13 protein-coding genes are annotated in these 15,682 nt (G+C 71.3%); 7 read left to right on the top strand and 6 right to left on the bottom strand.

The window, feature by feature from the left end; all coding sequences use genetic code 11:
- Positions 1–22 precede the first annotated feature (22 nt).
- The 4 genes from MUY14_RS39700 to ssd form a co-directional block, all read right to left on the bottom strand.
- Complete coding sequence (locus MUY14_RS39700) at positions 23–727, bottom strand: type II secretion system F family protein (protein WP_247017351.1); 705 nt, start codon at positions 725–727, stop codon at positions 23–25.
- Positions 724–1,482 carry a type II secretion system F family protein gene (locus MUY14_RS39695; protein ID WP_247017349.1) on the bottom strand — a complete coding sequence of 253 codons (759 nt, stop codon included), beginning with the start codon at positions 1,480–1,482 and terminating at the stop codon, positions 724–726. The genes MUY14_RS39700 and MUY14_RS39695 overlap by 4 nt, the downstream gene beginning before the upstream one ends.
- A gap of 46 nt (positions 1,483–1,528) precedes the next feature.
- The gene (locus tag MUY14_RS39690; RefSeq protein ID WP_247017347.1) at positions 1,529–2,680 is read right to left on the bottom strand and encodes a TadA family conjugal transfer-associated ATPase; all 1,152 of its coding nucleotides are present in this window, start codon (positions 2,678–2,680) and stop codon (positions 1,529–1,531) included.
- 417 nt (positions 2,681–3,097) lie between these two features.
- Positions 3,098–4,171, bottom strand: a complete 1,074-nt coding sequence (gene ssd, locus MUY14_RS39685) for a septum site-determining protein Ssd (protein ID WP_247017345.1) — start codon at positions 4,169–4,171, stop codon at positions 3,098–3,100.
- Positions 4,172–4,731: 560 nt separating this feature from the next.
- On the opposite strand from ssd, the gene MUY14_RS39680 reads away from it, so the two are divergent.
- The 7 genes from MUY14_RS39680 to MUY14_RS39650 all read left to right on the top strand — a co-directional run bounded on the left by MUY14_RS39680 (position 4,732) and on the right by MUY14_RS39650 (position 14,429).
- Positions 4,732–5,562 carry an HAD family phosphatase gene (locus MUY14_RS39680; protein ID WP_247017343.1) on the top strand — a complete coding sequence of 277 codons (831 nt, stop codon included), beginning with the start codon at positions 4,732–4,734 and terminating at the stop codon, positions 5,560–5,562.
- Between the two features lie 741 nt (positions 5,563–6,303).
- Positions 6,304–7,992 carry a glycoside hydrolase family 3 protein gene (locus MUY14_RS39675; RefSeq protein ID WP_396126879.1) on the top strand — a complete coding sequence of 563 codons (1,689 nt, stop codon included), beginning with the start codon at positions 6,304–6,306 and terminating at the stop codon, positions 7,990–7,992.
- Positions 7,989–9,266, top strand: coding sequence for an exo-beta-N-acetylmuramidase NamZ domain-containing protein (locus MUY14_RS39670; RefSeq protein WP_247017341.1), 1,278 nt, complete (start codon positions 7,989–7,991; stop codon positions 9,264–9,266). Before MUY14_RS39675 ends, MUY14_RS39670 begins: the two co-directional genes overlap by 4 nt.
- 47 nt (positions 9,267–9,313) lie before the next feature.
- The gene (locus tag MUY14_RS39665) at positions 9,314–11,044 is read left to right on the top strand and encodes a serine hydrolase (protein ID WP_247025466.1); all 1,731 of its coding nucleotides are present in this window, start codon (positions 9,314–9,316) and stop codon (positions 11,042–11,044) included.
- Positions 11,045–11,339: 295 nt separating this feature from the next.
- Entirely contained in the window at positions 11,340–12,257 is a 918-nt protein-coding gene (locus MUY14_RS39660) for a MurR/RpiR family transcriptional regulator (RefSeq protein ID WP_247025465.1), read from the top strand.
- A 23-nt stretch (positions 12,258–12,280) separates the two neighbouring features.
- A complete protein-coding gene (locus tag MUY14_RS39655) occupies positions 12,281–13,210 on the top strand; it encodes an N-acetylmuramic acid 6-phosphate etherase (RefSeq protein ID WP_247017339.1) in 930 nt (309 codons plus the stop codon).
- A gap of 127 nt (positions 13,211–13,337) precedes the next feature.
- Complete coding sequence (locus MUY14_RS39650; RefSeq protein ID WP_247017337.1) at positions 13,338–14,429, top strand: HoxN/HupN/NixA family nickel/cobalt transporter; 1,092 nt, start codon at positions 13,338–13,340, stop codon at positions 14,427–14,429.
- Here the strand turns inward: MUY14_RS39650 and MUY14_RS39645 are convergent.
- Positions 14,426–15,148 carry an oxidoreductase gene (locus MUY14_RS39645; RefSeq protein WP_247017335.1) on the bottom strand — a complete coding sequence of 241 codons (723 nt, stop codon included), beginning with the start codon at positions 15,146–15,148 and terminating at the stop codon, positions 14,426–14,428. The genes MUY14_RS39650 and MUY14_RS39645 overlap by 4 nt on opposite strands.
- On the bottom strand, positions 15,141–15,638 hold the full coding sequence (locus MUY14_RS39640; RefSeq protein ID WP_247017333.1) for a phosphoribosyltransferase: 498 nt from the start codon (positions 15,636–15,638) through the stop codon (positions 15,141–15,143). The genes MUY14_RS39645 and MUY14_RS39640 overlap by 8 nt, the downstream gene beginning before the upstream one ends.
- Between the last annotated feature and the right edge of the window lie 44 nt (positions 15,639–15,682).

Here is a 15,682-nt window from a genome sequence, read left to right as displayed (position 1 = left end):
TTCTTCCCTTCAGTACTGGTGGTCAGAAGAGCGGGCCGAGGTGGCCGGCCAGGCCGAGGACGACCGGCAGCACGCCCAGGCAGAAGAAGGCCGGTAGGAAACACACGCCCACCGGCAGGGCGAGCGCCACCCCGGCCCGTTCGGCGCGTTCCTCCGCTTCCGCGGCCAGCTCGTCCCGGAACCGGCCGGCGAGGTCGGCGGCCGCCGCGGCGAAGGCCGCGCCGGAGCGGGACGTCCGGATGGCCGCGCCCGCCAGTTCGGCGAGGCCGGGAGCGGTGCGCACCGGTTCCCACGCCTCTTCCGGACGGGAACCGAGGGCCAGGAGGCCGGCGGTCGAGCGCATCGCCGCACCCGCTTCGGTGGGCGCGGTGCCGGCGACGGCTTCGAGCGCCGACGGAACCGGCAGCCCCGCTCGCAGGCAGGCCGCCAGGAGGTCGAGCGTTCCCGCGAGCCGGAGCCTGGTCGCGATGTCCGTCGTGGGTGCGCGTGGACGGCGGGTGCGGTGCATCGCCCACCAGCCGGTGCCGGTCACGATCGCGCCCAGGGTCACCCCGGCCACTCCGCCGACCAGTACGGCTGTCGATACCCCGGCCGACGCTGTCGCGATGGGGACTATCGCGCGTGGCCACTTCCGGACGGAGTGGGGTTGGCCGAAGCGCCTCGCCATGGTGTCGTCCGGCCAGATGAGCAGGGCTGAGGCCACGAGGACCAGTGCGGCCGCGTTCATCGGATGCGCGTCCGTCCGGTCAGGGCGCGGCACCACGCCGTTCCTGCCCAGAGCAGACCGCTGCCCGCGATCAGGAGCAGCTGGCCGGGGGTGCTTCCGGTCAGCACCGTCAGCGGGGCCGCGCCCATGGCCTGCCCGAGCAGCAGGCACAGGGCTGGAAGGCCGGTCAGCACCGCCGCGCTCGCTCGGGGGCCGGCCAGCTTCGCGCGCATCCGGCGGGCGAACGCCAGGCTCGCTTCGGCGTCGCGGCGGGTCGCGTCGAGGACGTCGGCCATCGGCAAGCCGTAGCGCTTGCCCAGACTCCAGGCCGCGGCCAGCTCGGGCAGGGCTGGTGCGCGCGGTTCGCTGTCGAGCCGGGCCGCCGTCGCCAAGGAGCGGAGGTCGTTCGCCAGCGCCGGGACGACGTCCGCGGCCGCTTCCGCCGCGGTGACGGGGTGGGCGCCGGAACGCAGCTCGGCCACCATCGTCCGCAACGCGGTCGCGGTGTGCGCCGCCATCGCGAGTTCGGCGCCGGCGCGCCGGTGGGCTCGCCACTCCTGGCGCCAGGCCAGCGTCAGCATGCCCGCGGCGATCGCACCGCCGATTCCGGCCACCAAACCCGCGAGTGCCGTGGGGAACAGCCAGCGGACGACGCGCCACACGTCGGGAACGCGGATCGTCGTCGGTGGCTCGATCACCGCTTGGAGCCGGTTCGGTGGTGCGGGCCAGCACGCCAGCGCCGCGCCGACGCACAATGGGAACCACGCCGTGATCATCGGCGTCTCCTTCGCTCGCGCGGGAAACCTTTTGACAGCAGGAGGTTCAGCACGCGATCGCCCCCGAGTTCACGAACAGGTGGCGGTCGATCGTCCAGCGGCCCGCGCGCCACACCGGCACCACCCGGGCCCGGCCGTGTTCGGTGCGGAGCACGCCGACCTCGGCGAGGCGACGCCGGCCGCCCAGCTCGCGGCGCATGTGCAGGACCACGCGGATCGCCGCGACCAGCTGGCTGTGCACGGCTTCGCGGCCGAGACCGCCCAGCGCGGCGAGGGCCTCGATGCGGGCCGGGACCTCCGCCGGGGAGTTCGCGTGAACCGTGCACGCGCCGCCGTCGTGACCCGTGTTCAGCGCGGTGAGCAACGCGCCGACCTCGGCGCCGCGAACTTCGCCGACCACCAGCCGGTCGGGTCGCATGCGCAGCGCCTGACGCACCAGCTCGGGCAGGCCGACCGCGCCCGCACCCTCCACATTGGCCGGACGGGCGACGAGGCTGACGAACTGCGGGTGCGCCGGCTGCAGCTCGCCGGCGTCCTCGACGCAGACGATCCGCTCGCCCGGGTCGACCGCGCCGAGCAGCGCGGCGAGGAGCGTGGTCTTGCCCGCTCCGGTGCCGCCCGTGACGAGGAACGCCATCCGCCTGGTGACGACGGTCTGCAGCAGCTTCGCACCTTCGGCGTCGAACGCGCCCAGTGCGCGGAGAGCGGTGAGGTCGTGCGTCGCCGGGCGGAGGACGCGCAGGGACAGGCAGGTGCCGGCCGTCGCGATCGGCGGGAGGACGGCGTGGACGCGGATCCGGCCGTGCGGGCCGGCGCCGGGGAGCCAGCCGTCCACATAGGGCTGGGCGTCGTCGAGGCGGCGGCCCGCCGCGAGGGCGAGGCGCTGGGCCAGGCGGCGGACGGCTTCTTCGTCGGTGAAGCGGACGGTGGTGCGGGTGAGGCCGGTGGGGCCGTCCGTCCAGACCTCTTCCGGGCTCGTCACGAGCACGTCGGTGGTGTTCGGGTCTTCGAGGAGCGGGGCGAGTGGGCCGGCGCCGATGAACTCGTCGCGGGCTTGGCGGGCCGCGTCGAGGACGGCGTTGTGGCCGAGGGCGCCGCCTGCCTCGGCGCGGACGGCGGTGGCGACGGCGACCGGGTCGGCCTGGCGGCGGTCGCCGGCCAGGCGGTTGCGGACGCGGTCCACGAAGTCGGTCGTCATGGGCTCACCGCCTTGGTCGGAGGGTGGGTTGGGGTGCTGGGGCTGTGCCGCGGGTGCCGGTCGGTGGCGGGAAGGGCTCCGTCAAGGCCCGCGTCGGAGTGGCTTCGGCCGTGACCCGGGTGCCTGGCCGTGCCTGGGGCGGCAGCTGGGCGGGAGTGGCGTTGGCCGTGACGCGGGTGCCGGTCGGTGGCGGGAAGGGCTCCGTCAAGGCCCGCGTCGGAGTGGCTTCGGCCGTGACCCGGGTGCCTGGCCGTGTCCGGGGCGGCAGCTGGGCGGGAGTGGCGTCGGCCGTGACGCGGGTGCCCCGTCGTGGCGGGGGTGGCAGCAGTGCGAGGAAGTTCTTGGCGCTTGCCGGGCTGCGGGTTGCCAGCGTCAAAAGAGCGGGCAGGAGGAGGTCGCGCACTCTGGTCGGGGTGCTCATCGGGTGGCCGCTCGGGCTTCGCGGCGGGCTGCGGTCAGGACTCGGGCTGCTGCCTTGGCCACCGGGCCGGTTGATTTGGCCGGGAACTCGCCGCGCTCCACTGCGGCTGGGAGGCCGCGTTCCGGGGGCATCGAGGCCAGTACGGGTGGGCCCAGGAGGCCGGCCGCGTGGGCTTGGGGGGCTTCGGCTCTCGAACGTCCACATGCGACCACCCCCGTTCGGGCCGTCAGCTCCGACAGGCGGCGCAGGACCTGCTTCGCCGCCAGGCAGGCGCGGAGTTCCACCGGGACCACCAGCACCACCAGGTCGGCGACCGCCACCGCTTCCGCGGCCGCGTCGGTGAGGGTGCGGGGGAGGTCGCACACCACCGTGCGGCCCGAGCGGCGGCCCGCGGAAAGGACCGCCGACAGGGACTCGACCGACGGGCCTTCGCCCTCGGGGCCGCACGCCAGCACCGGCAGGCTGCCGCCGCGGTGTCTTCGCCGTGGGAGGGTCGCGGCCAGCGATGGCAGTGAGACGCGGCCGGTCAGGCGTACGTCCGACCAACGCGGGCCGGGCGCTTTTTCCAGACCCAGCAACACATCCAGGCCGCCGCCGAGCGGGTCGCAGTCCACCAGCAGGGCGCCGCCCGGCTCCCGGTCCGCTGCCAGCGCCAGCGTCGCCGCGAAGACGGACGCGCCCGCACCTCCTCGGCCGCCGACGACACCGAGCACCAGGCCGGGTTCCTCCGCCGGTGTTTCGACGACGTCGGCGAACGCGCCGGCGAGTTCGGTCTCCTCGTCCGGCAACGAGATCACGCGCTCTACGCCGCCGCGGAACGCGTGGCGCCACGTCTCCGGTCCCGGGCTGCCCTTGCAGACCAGCAGGATCCCGGGGCGCCGGGGCAGGGCCGGCGGCAGGCGCACGGCTTCTTCGTCGAGGACCACCAGGGGCGCGCGGGCCCAGTGGCCGTGTGCCGCGGTCAGGTCCGGTGCCCGGTCCAGCTCGCAGCCCGCGACCGCCGCCACGCGCAGTATCTCGTCGAGCACGGTTTCGTCCGCGGCGACCACCAGCGGTCGTTCCCCCGTCATGCGTTCCTCCCCCGTCGTCGGTGCGGGCCGTGGGTGGCCCGGCTTCCACCGTCGCGGGCGGGGGCACGGGGGCACAACGGGTCGGGCGGCGGGCTGTGGACAACCCGGGTGCTGTGGACAACTTCCGCCCGGGGAACCGCTCGCGAACCGGTTTGTCGGTGAGCCGTGGCAGGATCGCGCCCACCCGTGACGCACGTGCGGTGGAAAGCGGCGTGAACCGCCGCAGCCGACGAGCCGCCTCGGCCGGAAAGCGGATTCCTCGCGGGCCAAAGAAAATCGGCGGAGGTTAGCGGAAAGTAAGAGGGCGGCCCTCGCCAGGGGGGAGGGACGAGGGCCGCCGTGGGTTCAGCCCCGGGGGGTCGGACTGAACCGGCCCGGTTGGACACCGGGCTCCCTCACTGTAACTCCGCCGGGCGCCGGTTCGCGCGCCGGACGAGGCACACAGTTCGGTAACGGCACAGCGCGCCGGAAGTGCCTTCCTGTCATGGAATTTCCGGCGGCGCGGCGCGTCCGTGGTGGATCAACGGGACGCGCCGCGATCAAGCTCTTATCCTGGGCACGTGGCCGAACCGAGCAGTGCGCCGTCGCGCACCCGGAAGCCGGGCCCGGAGCACGCGGTGGCCGCGTTCTTCGACCTGGACAAGACGATCATCGCTTCGTCGAGCGCGCTGGCGTTCAGCAAACCGTTGCTGAGGGAGGGTTTGATCAACCGTCGCGCCGCGTTGCGAAGCGCCTACGCGCAGCTTGTGTTTTCACTCGCCGGCGCCGACGAAAACAAAACCGAGAGGTTGCGCGCCGAGGTTTCCGCGCTGTGCGCGGGCTGGGACGTCGCCCAGGTTTCGTCGATCGTCCGCGAAACCCTGCACGACGTCGTCGACCCGCTCGTGTACGCGGAAGCGGCGGAACTGATCGCGCGCCACCGCGCGGACGGCCACGACGTCATCGTGCTTTCGGCGACCGGCGAGGAGGTCGTCGCGCCCGTCGCCGAAATGCTCGGGGCGACCCGCAGCGTCGCGACGCGGATGCAGATCGTCGACGGCCGCTACTCCGGCGAAGTCGACTTCTACTGCTACGGGGCGAACAAGGCCGTCGCGGCGAAGCAGCTCGCCGCGACGCACGGCTACGACCTCGCCGAGTGCTTCGCCTACACCGACTCGAGCACCGACATCCCGCTGCTCGAGGTGGTCGGGCACCCGCACGCGGTCAACCCGGACAAGCTCCTGCGGCGCGAGGCGCTCGACCGCGGCTGGCCGATCCTGGCGTTCGACCGGCCGATGTCGCTGCGCACCCGGATCCCCACCCGATCGGCGGGGATCGTGGCCCTCGGCGTCGGCGCGGTGGCCGCCGGAGCGACCTGGTACGGCCTCAGCCGTCGCCGTCGGTCCCGGTAGCCGGCGGGCCTCGCCACCCACACGGCCGTACGGCCGCCACTTTGCTTGGCCCAGCCCCGAATTGTCCGTCGCGCTGGGTGCCTGTGTCACCCGATCCAGCCTCTGTACCGGTGCACCCATCCGCGCACTTGAAGTGACCGGGCTCACGGCGTAGAAAGTAGGTGCGGACGTTCGGTCGGCCAGGGAACAGGTAGAAGAGAAGCCTGTTCCACCCCGGCAAACCTCCGTGCGCGGACTCCGGGTACCCACGCGCAGCGCGCCGCGGGAGGCTCGTCGTCTAGGGACTGCGTAGTGGGACGCCACACGCCGAGTCCATGTAGGTACGACCAGAGTTGCACGCTTGGTCGCCCGAGAAGTTCGCGCTTGCAGGCGGCGCCCGTGGCCCTTGGCCACGGGCGCCGCCTCGTCTATTTGGCGAGTTGGGTGCGTGCGCGGCACGCGAGCCCGGGCCACGCCACCCGTTCGGACCTCTGTGCACGTTGCGAACGGCGACTTTCCTACCGATCCGGGTACGAACGGTCCGTTGGTGCGGTCGGTCGATGGACATCACCGGATTCGGTGAGTAGCTTCCCGATACTGGCGCCTCCGAGTGGACTTCTCACGTCCGCCGGGCGTCCGCAACTTTCTGGGAGGCTGGTCGTGACGACCCGAAATCGGAGGTTCCATGCGCTCGCCCTGCCCGTCGCGGGGGTGCTCGCGTTCACCGGTGTGGGTGTCGCGACCGCGGCGAGCGCGCCGCGGATGAGCGTGGACGCCCAGGCCGAGGCCGCCGCCACGCAGGCGCTGCGGGGGCTGACGCTGGAAGAAAAGGTCGGGCAGCTGTTCATCACCTGGGTGAACGGCAAGACGGCCGACGAGGTGAACCCGAAGAACCAGACCGACTTCGGCGTGGACACCCCGGCGCAGGTGGTCCGGAAGTACCACCTGGGCGGTGTCATCTACTTCAACAACGACACGCGCGACAACTTCGACGACCCGGTCCAGGTCGCCAAGCTGTCCAACGGGCTGCAGAAGGCCGCCATCACCAGCGGGGCGCACATCCCGTTGCAGGTCGCCGCCGACCAGGAGGGTGGCACCGTCACGCGGATGGGGGCGCCGGCCACCGAGTTCCCGAACGCCATGGCCATCTCCGCCGGGCGGGACACCGGGCGGGCCACCAAGGCCGCCACCATCCTCGGCCAGGAACTGCGGGCCGTCGGGATCAACCAGGACTTCGCACCCGATTCGGACGTCAACTCGAACCCCGCCAACCCGGTCATCGGCGTGCGGTCCTTCGCCGGGCAGCCCGGGCTGGCCAGTGACTTCGTCACCGCCGAGCTCAAGGGCTTCCAGAAGTCCGTGGCCGCGACCAGCAAGCACTTCCCCGGGCACGGCGCCGCGCCGACCGACAGCCACACCGGGCTGCCGCGGATCGACAGCACCGAGGCGCAGTGGCGGGCCACCGACGTGCCGCCGTTCAAGGCCGCCATCGCGGCCGGTGTCGACTCGATCATGAGCGCGCACATCCAGTTTCCCAGCCTCGACCCGTCGCTCGAACCCGCGACGCTGTCGAAGCCGATCATCACCGGCAAGCTGCGCAACGAGCTCGGGTACAACGGGGTCGTCGTCACCGACGCCCTCGAGATGCAGGGCGTGCGCCAGCTGCACAGCGACGCCGAGATCCCGGTGCTCGCGCTGAAGGCCGGCATCGACCAGCTGCTCATGCCGGTGCACCTCGACCTCGCCATCAACTCGGTGCTCACCGCCGTGAAGACCGGCGACATCCCGATGCAGCGGATCGACCAGAGCGTGCTGCGCGTGCTGAAGCTGAAGTTCAAGCGCGGCATCCTGTTCTCGCCGTTCGTCGACACGAACCGCGTCATGAAGACCGTGGGCATCCCGGCGAGCCTCGCCACCGCGCAGGACATCGCCGACCGCGGCATCACGGCCGTAGCGAACGACGCCGGGGTGCTGCCGCTCAAGCAGAAGCCCGCGACCGCGCTCGTCACCGGCTGGGGTGTCTCGACCACCGCGACCCTCGCCCAGAAGCTGACCGCGCACGGCACGGCCGCGACCGCCTACCAGACCGGCCAGGCCCCGACGGACGCGCAGATCGCGCAGGCCGTCGCGAACGCCAAGAACACCGACCTGGTCGTCGTGCTGACCAACAACATCGCCACCTTCCCGCTGCAGACCAAGCTGCTCGACGCCCTCCAGGCCACCGGGAAACCGGTCGTCGCGGTCGCCGCGCAGATTCCGTACGACGCCGGCTACCCGAGCACCGTCAAGACGTGGCTGGCCACCTACGGCTACATCACGCCGACCCTCGAAGCACTGGCCAAGGTGGTGCTCGGCGAGACGAAGCCGGTCGGGAAGCTGCCGGTCGACATTCCGGCGGGCGCCGACCTGACCACGGTCAAGTACCCGTTCGGCCACGGGCTGACCTGGTGACGCTCAACCGGCGCCACTTCCTGGGCGCGAGCGCGGCCGCCGTCCCGGTCCTGGCGGGCGGCTCGGCCGTCGCGGGTGCCCAGCCGGAGCAGCCGGCGCAGGCCGAACAGAACCACGGACGGGTGCTCACCGGTGCGGAGCAGCTGGCCGCGCAGGGCTGGCGGCCGCTCAAGGGCCGCAAGCTCGGGGTGCTGTCGAACCCCACCGGCGTGCTGCTCAACGGCGACCACATCGTCGACTCGATGGTCGCGGCCGGCGTCAAGCCGGTCGCGGCCTTCGGGCCCGAGCACGGCTTCCGCGGCAGCGCGCAGGCCGGCGGCTCCGAAGGCGACTACACCGATCCCCGCACGGGTGTCCCGGTGTACGACGCGTACGGCGTCGACGCGACGAAGCTCGCTTCGCTGTTCACCAAGGCGGGCGTCGACACCGTCGTGTTCGACATCGCCGACGTGGGCGCGCGCTTCTACACCTACATCTGGTCGCTCTACACGGCGATGGTGGCCGCGGCGCAGGTCAAGGCCGCTTTCGTCGTGCTCGACCGGCCGAACCCGATCGGCGGCCGGGCGGCCGGCCCGCTGCTCGACCCGAAGTTCTCCTCGGGGATCGGCAAGAAGCCGATCGTCCAGCAGCACGGCATGACCGCCGGCGAGCTGGCGCGCTACTTCGCCGAGGAGTTCCTGCCCGGCGACGGCGTGCAGCTGGATCGCCTCGAAGTCGTCCAGGTCCGCGGCTGGCAGCGCGACACGCTCTTCGCGCAGACCGGGCTGAACTGGGTGCTGCCGAGCCCGAACATGCCGACCCCGGACACCGCGCTCGTCTACCCGGGCACCGGGATGTTCGAGGGCACCGTGTTCTCCGAAGGCCGCGGGACGACCCGGCCGTTCGAGATCATCGGCGCGCCCGGGCTCGACTGGCGCTGGCGGGAGAAGCTCGAGGACCTCGCGCTGCCGGGCGCGAAGTTCCGCGAGGTCTACTTCGTGCCGACGTTCAGCAAGTTCGTCAACCAGACCTGCGGTGGCGTGCAGCTGAGCGTGAGCGACCCGCGGGCCTTCGACGCGATCCGGACCGCGGTCGCCATGCTCGTCACGGCGAAGGCGCTGCACCCGGGCGTCTTCGCGTGGCGCCCGGACAACTACATCGACAAGCTCTCCGGCTCCGACCGGCTGCGCACCATGGTCGACGCCGGGGCGGGCGTCGACGAGGTCACCGGGGCCTGGCGGGCCGAGCTCGCCGAGTTCGACCGCAGACGTCGCCACTACCTGCTCTACCGCTGAGGGGGAAGCTCGTGCGTGCTAGGAAGGTCCTCGCCGCGGCCGCCGGAGTGCTGGTCGCGCTGACTACGTTGACCGTGTCGGATTCGGGAGCCAGCGCCATCACGGGACACCACGACGCCGGCCGTTTCGACCGGCCGCAGCAGGGGTTCGCCCCGGCGTGGACGACCCTGCGCGCCGGACCCCCGCAGCAAGTGGGCCTCGACCCGGCGCCGATGAAGGCGGCCGAGGACTTCCTGGCGAGCTGGACCAAGCCGGACGCCACCGGGCACCCGCACTTCTCCGGCGCGGTGGGCCTGCTGGCGCACGACGGCGTCATCGTCGACCGGTACGCGGTCGGCGGCGCGCTGCGGTACGCCGACGCCGCGGGCACCGAACTGCCCGCCGACCAGCAGGTCCCCATGAAGAACGACACGATCTTCGACATGGCTTCGATTTCGAAGCTGTTCACGTCGATCGCCGTCCTGCAGCTCGTCGAGCGCGGGCAGCTGACCATCGACACCCCGGTGTCCCGCTTCTTCCCCGAGTTCGCCACCGGCGACAAAGCGGCCATCACGGTCAAGATGCTGCTCACGCACGTCTCCGGGTTCGACGCCGACCCGATCCCCTCGCTCTGGGCCGGCTACCCGGACATCCCGTCGCGCCGCCAGGCCGTGCTCGACAGCCCGCTGAAGAACAAGCCGGGCACGACGTACCTCTACTCCGACATCAACCTGCTCACGCTCGGCTTCATCGTCGAGAAGCTGACCGGGCAGACCCTCGACAAGGTCGTCCACGACCGGATCACCGCGCCGCTCGGGATGGTCGACACCGGGTACAACCCGCCCGCGTCGAAGCTGAACCGGATCGCCGCGACGGAGTTCGAGGCGAACCCGCCGCGCGGGATGGTGCGCGGCAGCGTGCACGACGAAAACGCGTGGTCGCTCGGCGGCGTCGCCGGGCACGCCGGGGTCTTCAGCACCGCCGGCGACATGGCCACCCTCGCCCAGACGATGCTCAACGGCGGCAGCTACCGCGGGCACCGGATCCTGGGCGAAGAGACCGTGCGGCAGATGATGCTGACGAACTACAACCAGCAGTTCCCGGACGACGCGCACGGCTTGGGCTTCGAGCTCGACCAGCCCTGGTACATGGGCGCGCTGGCGTCGCCGGTCACCGCGGGCCACACCGGCTTCACCGGGACGACGCTGGTCATCGACCCGGAGTCGCGCTCCTTCGCGATCCTGCTGACCAACCGGGTGCACCCGAGCCGCGGCTGGGGCTCGATCAACACCGCCCGCCAGGTGTGGGCGACGTCGCTGGCCAGGGCCATGGCGGTGCGGCCGGCGGTCGGGAAGGACGCCTGGGCGAGCACGCTGGGTAATGCGAGCGTTGCCACGCTGAGTACTCGGCCTTTTACTACGGAGAGCGATCAAGCTCGCGTCTCGTTCTACGCTTTCGTGGACACCGAAGGCCCGACTGATCCACTTCAGCTGCAAGCCAGCACCGACGGGGTGAACTGGCAACCGATCGCCGTATCGGTATCCGGACCGGGGGCACCCTCCGGAAGCGTGACGTCGCTCTCCGGACACGGCCACCGTGCCTGGTGGAAGGTCATCGGGCCGTTGCCGCACGCGGCCTCGATCAGCCTCCGCTGGCGTTACAGCACCGACCCGAACTACACGGGACGCGGAGTTTCGGTCGACGGTGTGAAAGTCACCGAGAGCGGCCGATCACTCCTCGACGGTGAACGAAACCCGGCCGCTTTCGTCGCGGAGGGTTGGCAGTTGAGCGCTCGGTGAGCGAGCTGTCGCCGAACGTCGACCATCGACCCGAGTTTACCGTCCGCTTGCCGCTTGCACCGCGACACTAAGTTGCCAAGTCGTTAGCTTGACCTCGTTAACAAGACCGACCTGGTTGGCGACTTTCTGGTCAGTGATTAATCGCAAATCCAGATCCGCAGACACGGATGGGTTGCGGTAGGACTGAAGGGTGTGGGTAGCCTTGTCGCAGATGCCAACGGTTAGTAACTTTCCGACGGTGAATGATACCGAATCCGTAGTCGGCACGGCACCGTCCGAGCCCGTATCGGTCCAGATGGCCGCACGGGACGCGGACTCCAGCCCGCTGGTGCGCATCCGGTCGTTGCTCCCTGGCCTGGCCCGCGCCGAGCAGCGCGTGGCGAAGGTCGTGCTGGAGGATCCCGCGCACGTCGCGAGACGCAGCATCACCGAGGTGGCCCTGGCCGCCAACACGAGTGAGACGACGGTGACGCGCTTCTGCAAGGCCGTCGGCGTCGGCGGGTACCCGCAGCTGCGCATCGCGCTGGCCGCGGACACCGCCCGCACCGAGGCGCGCACCACGCGCAACCTCGGCGGCGAGATCGGCCCGGAGGACGACCTGGCCGCCGTGATCGGCAAGGTCAGCTTCGCCGACGCACGCGCGGTCGAAGAGACGGCCGACCAGCTCGACGTCGCCACGCTGGAGCGCGTGATCGAGGTCGTCGCGAGCGCCGGCCGCGCGGACGTCTACGGCGTGGGCGCCAGCGCCTTCGTCGCCGCGGACCTGCAGCAGAAGCTGCACCGCATCGGCCGCGTGTGCTTCGCGTGGTCGGACACGCACATCATGCTGACCTCGGCCGCGGTGCTGAGCCCGGGCGACGTCGCGATCGGCGTCTCGCACACCGGCGCGACCACCGACACCGTCGAGGCGCTGCGGGTGGCCCGGGAGCACGGCGCGATCACCATCGCCGTGACGAACTTCCCGCGGTCCCCGATCACCGAGGTCGCCGACTACGTTTTGACGACCGCGGCACGGGAAACCACGTTCCGTTCGGGGGCGACGGCGAGCCGCATCGCCCAGCTCACCGTCATCGACTGCCTGTTCATCGGCGTCGCGCAGCGGCACATGGACGCGTCGGTCAACGCCCTGGACGCCACCAGGGACGCGGTCGGCTCGCACCGCCTGGGGGTCAGGCCGGACGGTCGTCGCCGTCCGCGGGAAACCGGCAAGTAGTGACCGGAGAAAATGTGAGGCGCATGATGACCGTCCCCGTGCAGGCGGTGCACGTCGATTCGCCGACCGAGACCCGCAATCCCCGCACCACGGACATCGACCTGATGTCCACCGCGGGGATCCTGGGTGCGATCAACGCCGAGGACCGCACGGTCGCCGGCGCCGTGGCCGAGGTGCTGCCGCAGGTGGCCCGTGCGGTGGACTACGCGGTCGACGCCCTGCGGGCCGGTGGCCGGGTGCACTACGTCGGTGCGGGAACGTCCGGACGCCTGGCCACGCTGGACGCGGCCGAGCTGGTGCCGACGTTCAACGTGCCGGCCGACTGGTTCATCGCGCACCACGCCGGTGGCGAGCGCGCGCTGCGCCAGGCCGTCGAAAACGCGGAGGACGACGACGGGGCCGGCGCGGCCGAGATGGCCGCCATGGTCCAGCCGGGCGACTTCGTGCTGGGGCTGACGGCGTCGGGCAGGACGCCGTACGTCTTGGGTGCGCTGCTCGCGGCCCAGCGCCAGGGCGCGCACACCGGCCTGGTGTCGGGCAACGCGAGGGCCGCCAAGCCGGCGGGCGTCGACGTGCTCATCGCCGTCGACACCGGTCCGGAGGCGATCGCCGGGTCGACCCGGATGAAGGCGGGCACGGCGCAGAAGATGATCCTCACCTCGTTCTCGACGGCGACGATGATCAAGCTGGGCCGGACCTACTCCAACCTGATGGTCAGCATGCGGGCGACGAACGCGAAGCTGCGCGGCCGGACCATCCGGATCCTGCAGGAAGCCACCGGCATGACGATGGCGGACTGCTCGGACGCGCTCACCGAGGCCGGGGGCGACCTCAAGGTGGCGCTGGTGCACCTGCTTTCGGGCACCGACGTCACGAGCGCAGCCAAGGCGCTGCACACCGCGGGCGGACACGTTCGCAAGGCGCTCGACATGGTGCGCGTGCGCGCCAGCTGACACCCGGCTTTTCGGGGGCTCCGGGTGGCGGAGCCCCCGGCCCGGGGCGTAGCCCCGGCTGTCAGAGACGCATTGCCGTTCATCTGTTCACCTGTCTAACCTCACAGATGAGGAAGGCTGGTGGGCGATGACGGGCACGGAAGAGGACTCGCGGCGTGGCCTTTCGCGCCGCGAGTGGGTGTCGATCGGCGGGATGGCGGGGTTCGTCCTGCTGCTCAACGTCGTGGGCTGGGTGGTGCTGGCGGTCTTCGTCGCACCCCGGCACTACGCGCTGGGCGCGTCCGGCGTCTTCGGGATCGGCCTCGGCGTCACGGCCTTCACGCTCGGCATGCGCCACGCCTTCGACGCCGACCACATCGCCGCGATCGACAACACGACCCGCAAGCTGATGGCCGACGGCCAGCGGCCGCTGTCGGTCGGCTTCTGGTTCTCCCTCGGGCACTCGACGATCGTCTTCGCGCTGTGCCTGTTGCTCTCCCTCGGTGTCCGCGCGCTGGCCGGGCAGGTCGAGGACGACTCCTCGGCGTTGCACACCGCCACCGGCCTCATCGGGACGTCGGTGTCGGGCGTGTTCCTGTACGTGATCGCGATCCTCAACCTCGTCGTGCTGATCGGCATCCTGCGGGTGTTCAAGCGGATGCGCCACGGCGAGTTCGACGAAGCCGCGCTGGAGCACCAGCTGGACAACCGCGGTGTCATGAACCGGCTGCTACGCGGGGCGACGAAGTCCGTGCGGAAGCCGTGGCACATCTACCCCGTCGGCCTGCTGTTCGGCCTGGGCTTCGACACCGCGACCGAGATCGGCCTGCTGGTGCTCGCCGCCGGCGCCGCCACGTTCGCCCTCCCCTGGTACGCGATCCTCGTGCTGCCGATCCTGTTCGCCGCCGGGATGAGCCTGTTCGACACCGTGGACGGCTGCTTCATGAACTTCGCCTACGGCTGGGCGTTCGCGAAACCGGTGCGCAAGATCTTCTACAACATCACGGTGACGACGTTGTCGGTCGCCGTCGCGTTCGTCATCGGCACGATCGAGCTCGTGTCGATCCTCGCCGAGAAGCTGGACATCACCTCGGGACCGCTGGCCGCGATCGCGTCGGTGGACCTGGACTACGTCGGGTTCGGGATCGTCGGGCTGTTCGTGCTGACGTGGGTCGTCGCGCTCGCGGTGTGGCGGTTCGGGCGGATCGAAGAGAAGTGGGCGGCGAAACTGACCACTTAAGAAGCCGCGTCCGAAATGCTCTTCGCTTCGCGCGCACCCGCTTCGAACGCTTCGCAGCAGAAGAGCAGCCACTCGCGCACCGCTTCGGGTTTCCCGCTCGCGAAGCCTTCCGCGGTTTCGAGGTAGCGCGGGACCCGCCGGAAGAACGCCACTTCGGGGACGCTCAGCGCCTTCGGGTCCAGACCGGTCGCGACCATCGTCAGCCGGGCGGCCGCCCGCGCGACGACACCGTCCGCGCTGCCGAACGGCTTGAGCGCCAGCAGTTCCCCGTGCACGACCGCCGTGAGCACCGGGCCCGGGACCGACGTCGCGCCGGTCACCAGCTGGGCCAGCAGCTCGAGCCGGCCGCCGCCGGAATGCGGGCGCCCCAACGCGTCCAGGTCGTCGACGAGGTCCGCCGCGGCGAGGACGTGCAGGCGGGCCAACGCTTGCAGCGGCGCGCGGCGCCACGTCGGGAGGAGCGTCTCCAACGTCTCGGCGACGCGCAGCGCACCGGCGAGGACCGGGTCGGCGACCGCGCCGTCGGCGGGCAGTTCCGGGTTCGCGCCCTCGATGCCGGCGGACGCACGCGCGGCGCGCACCGACGCTTCGGCCGCCGTCGCCGCGCCGCCGCGGAGGTTGGCGGGCAGGCGGTGCACCTTGAAGACGGCGTCCTGCGCGGACTTCGCCGCCGCGGCGACGCCTTCGAGGTCGAGGAGGGGCTTGAGCGGATCAGGCATCGAGCACCTGGCCTTCTCGGGAGACCACGGGCGGCAGCACCGACCACGGGAAGTTGATCCAGCGGTCGGTGTGCCGCCAGACGTACTCGCACTTCACCGTCGAGTGCGGTTTTTCGTAGACGACGGCCGAGCGCACCTCGGCGACGTGGTCGAGGCAGTAGTCGCGGACGAGCTTGAGGGTGGCGCCGGTGTCGGCGACATCGTCGGCGATCAGCACCTTCTTGCTCGTCAGGTCGACGACGTTGGGCACCGGCGGCAGCATCACCGGCAGGTCGAGCCGCTGGTCGACGCCGGTGTAGAACTCGACGTTCATCACGTGCAGGTTCTTCACGTCGAGCGCGTAACCGAGCGCGCCGGCGACGAAGAGGCCGCCGCGTGCGATGGAGAGGATGAGGTCCGGCGCGAAGCCGTCGTCGGCGATGGTGTGAGCCAGTTCACGGCTCGCGGTGCCGAACAGCTCCCAGCTCAGCTCTTCGCGCTCGTCGGCCATCGATCTCGCCCTTCGTCGTGGTCAGCCGAGCATAGGCAACGCCG

The organism is Amycolatopsis sp. FBCC-B4732 (genome assembly GCF_023008405.1).
Taxonomy (GTDB): Bacteria; Actinomycetota; Actinomycetes; order Mycobacteriales; family Pseudonocardiaceae; genus Amycolatopsis; species Amycolatopsis pretoriensis_A.
The sequence above is the reverse complement of the archived record's forward strand: the minus strand, read 5'-3'. Positions and strand labels throughout refer to the sequence as shown.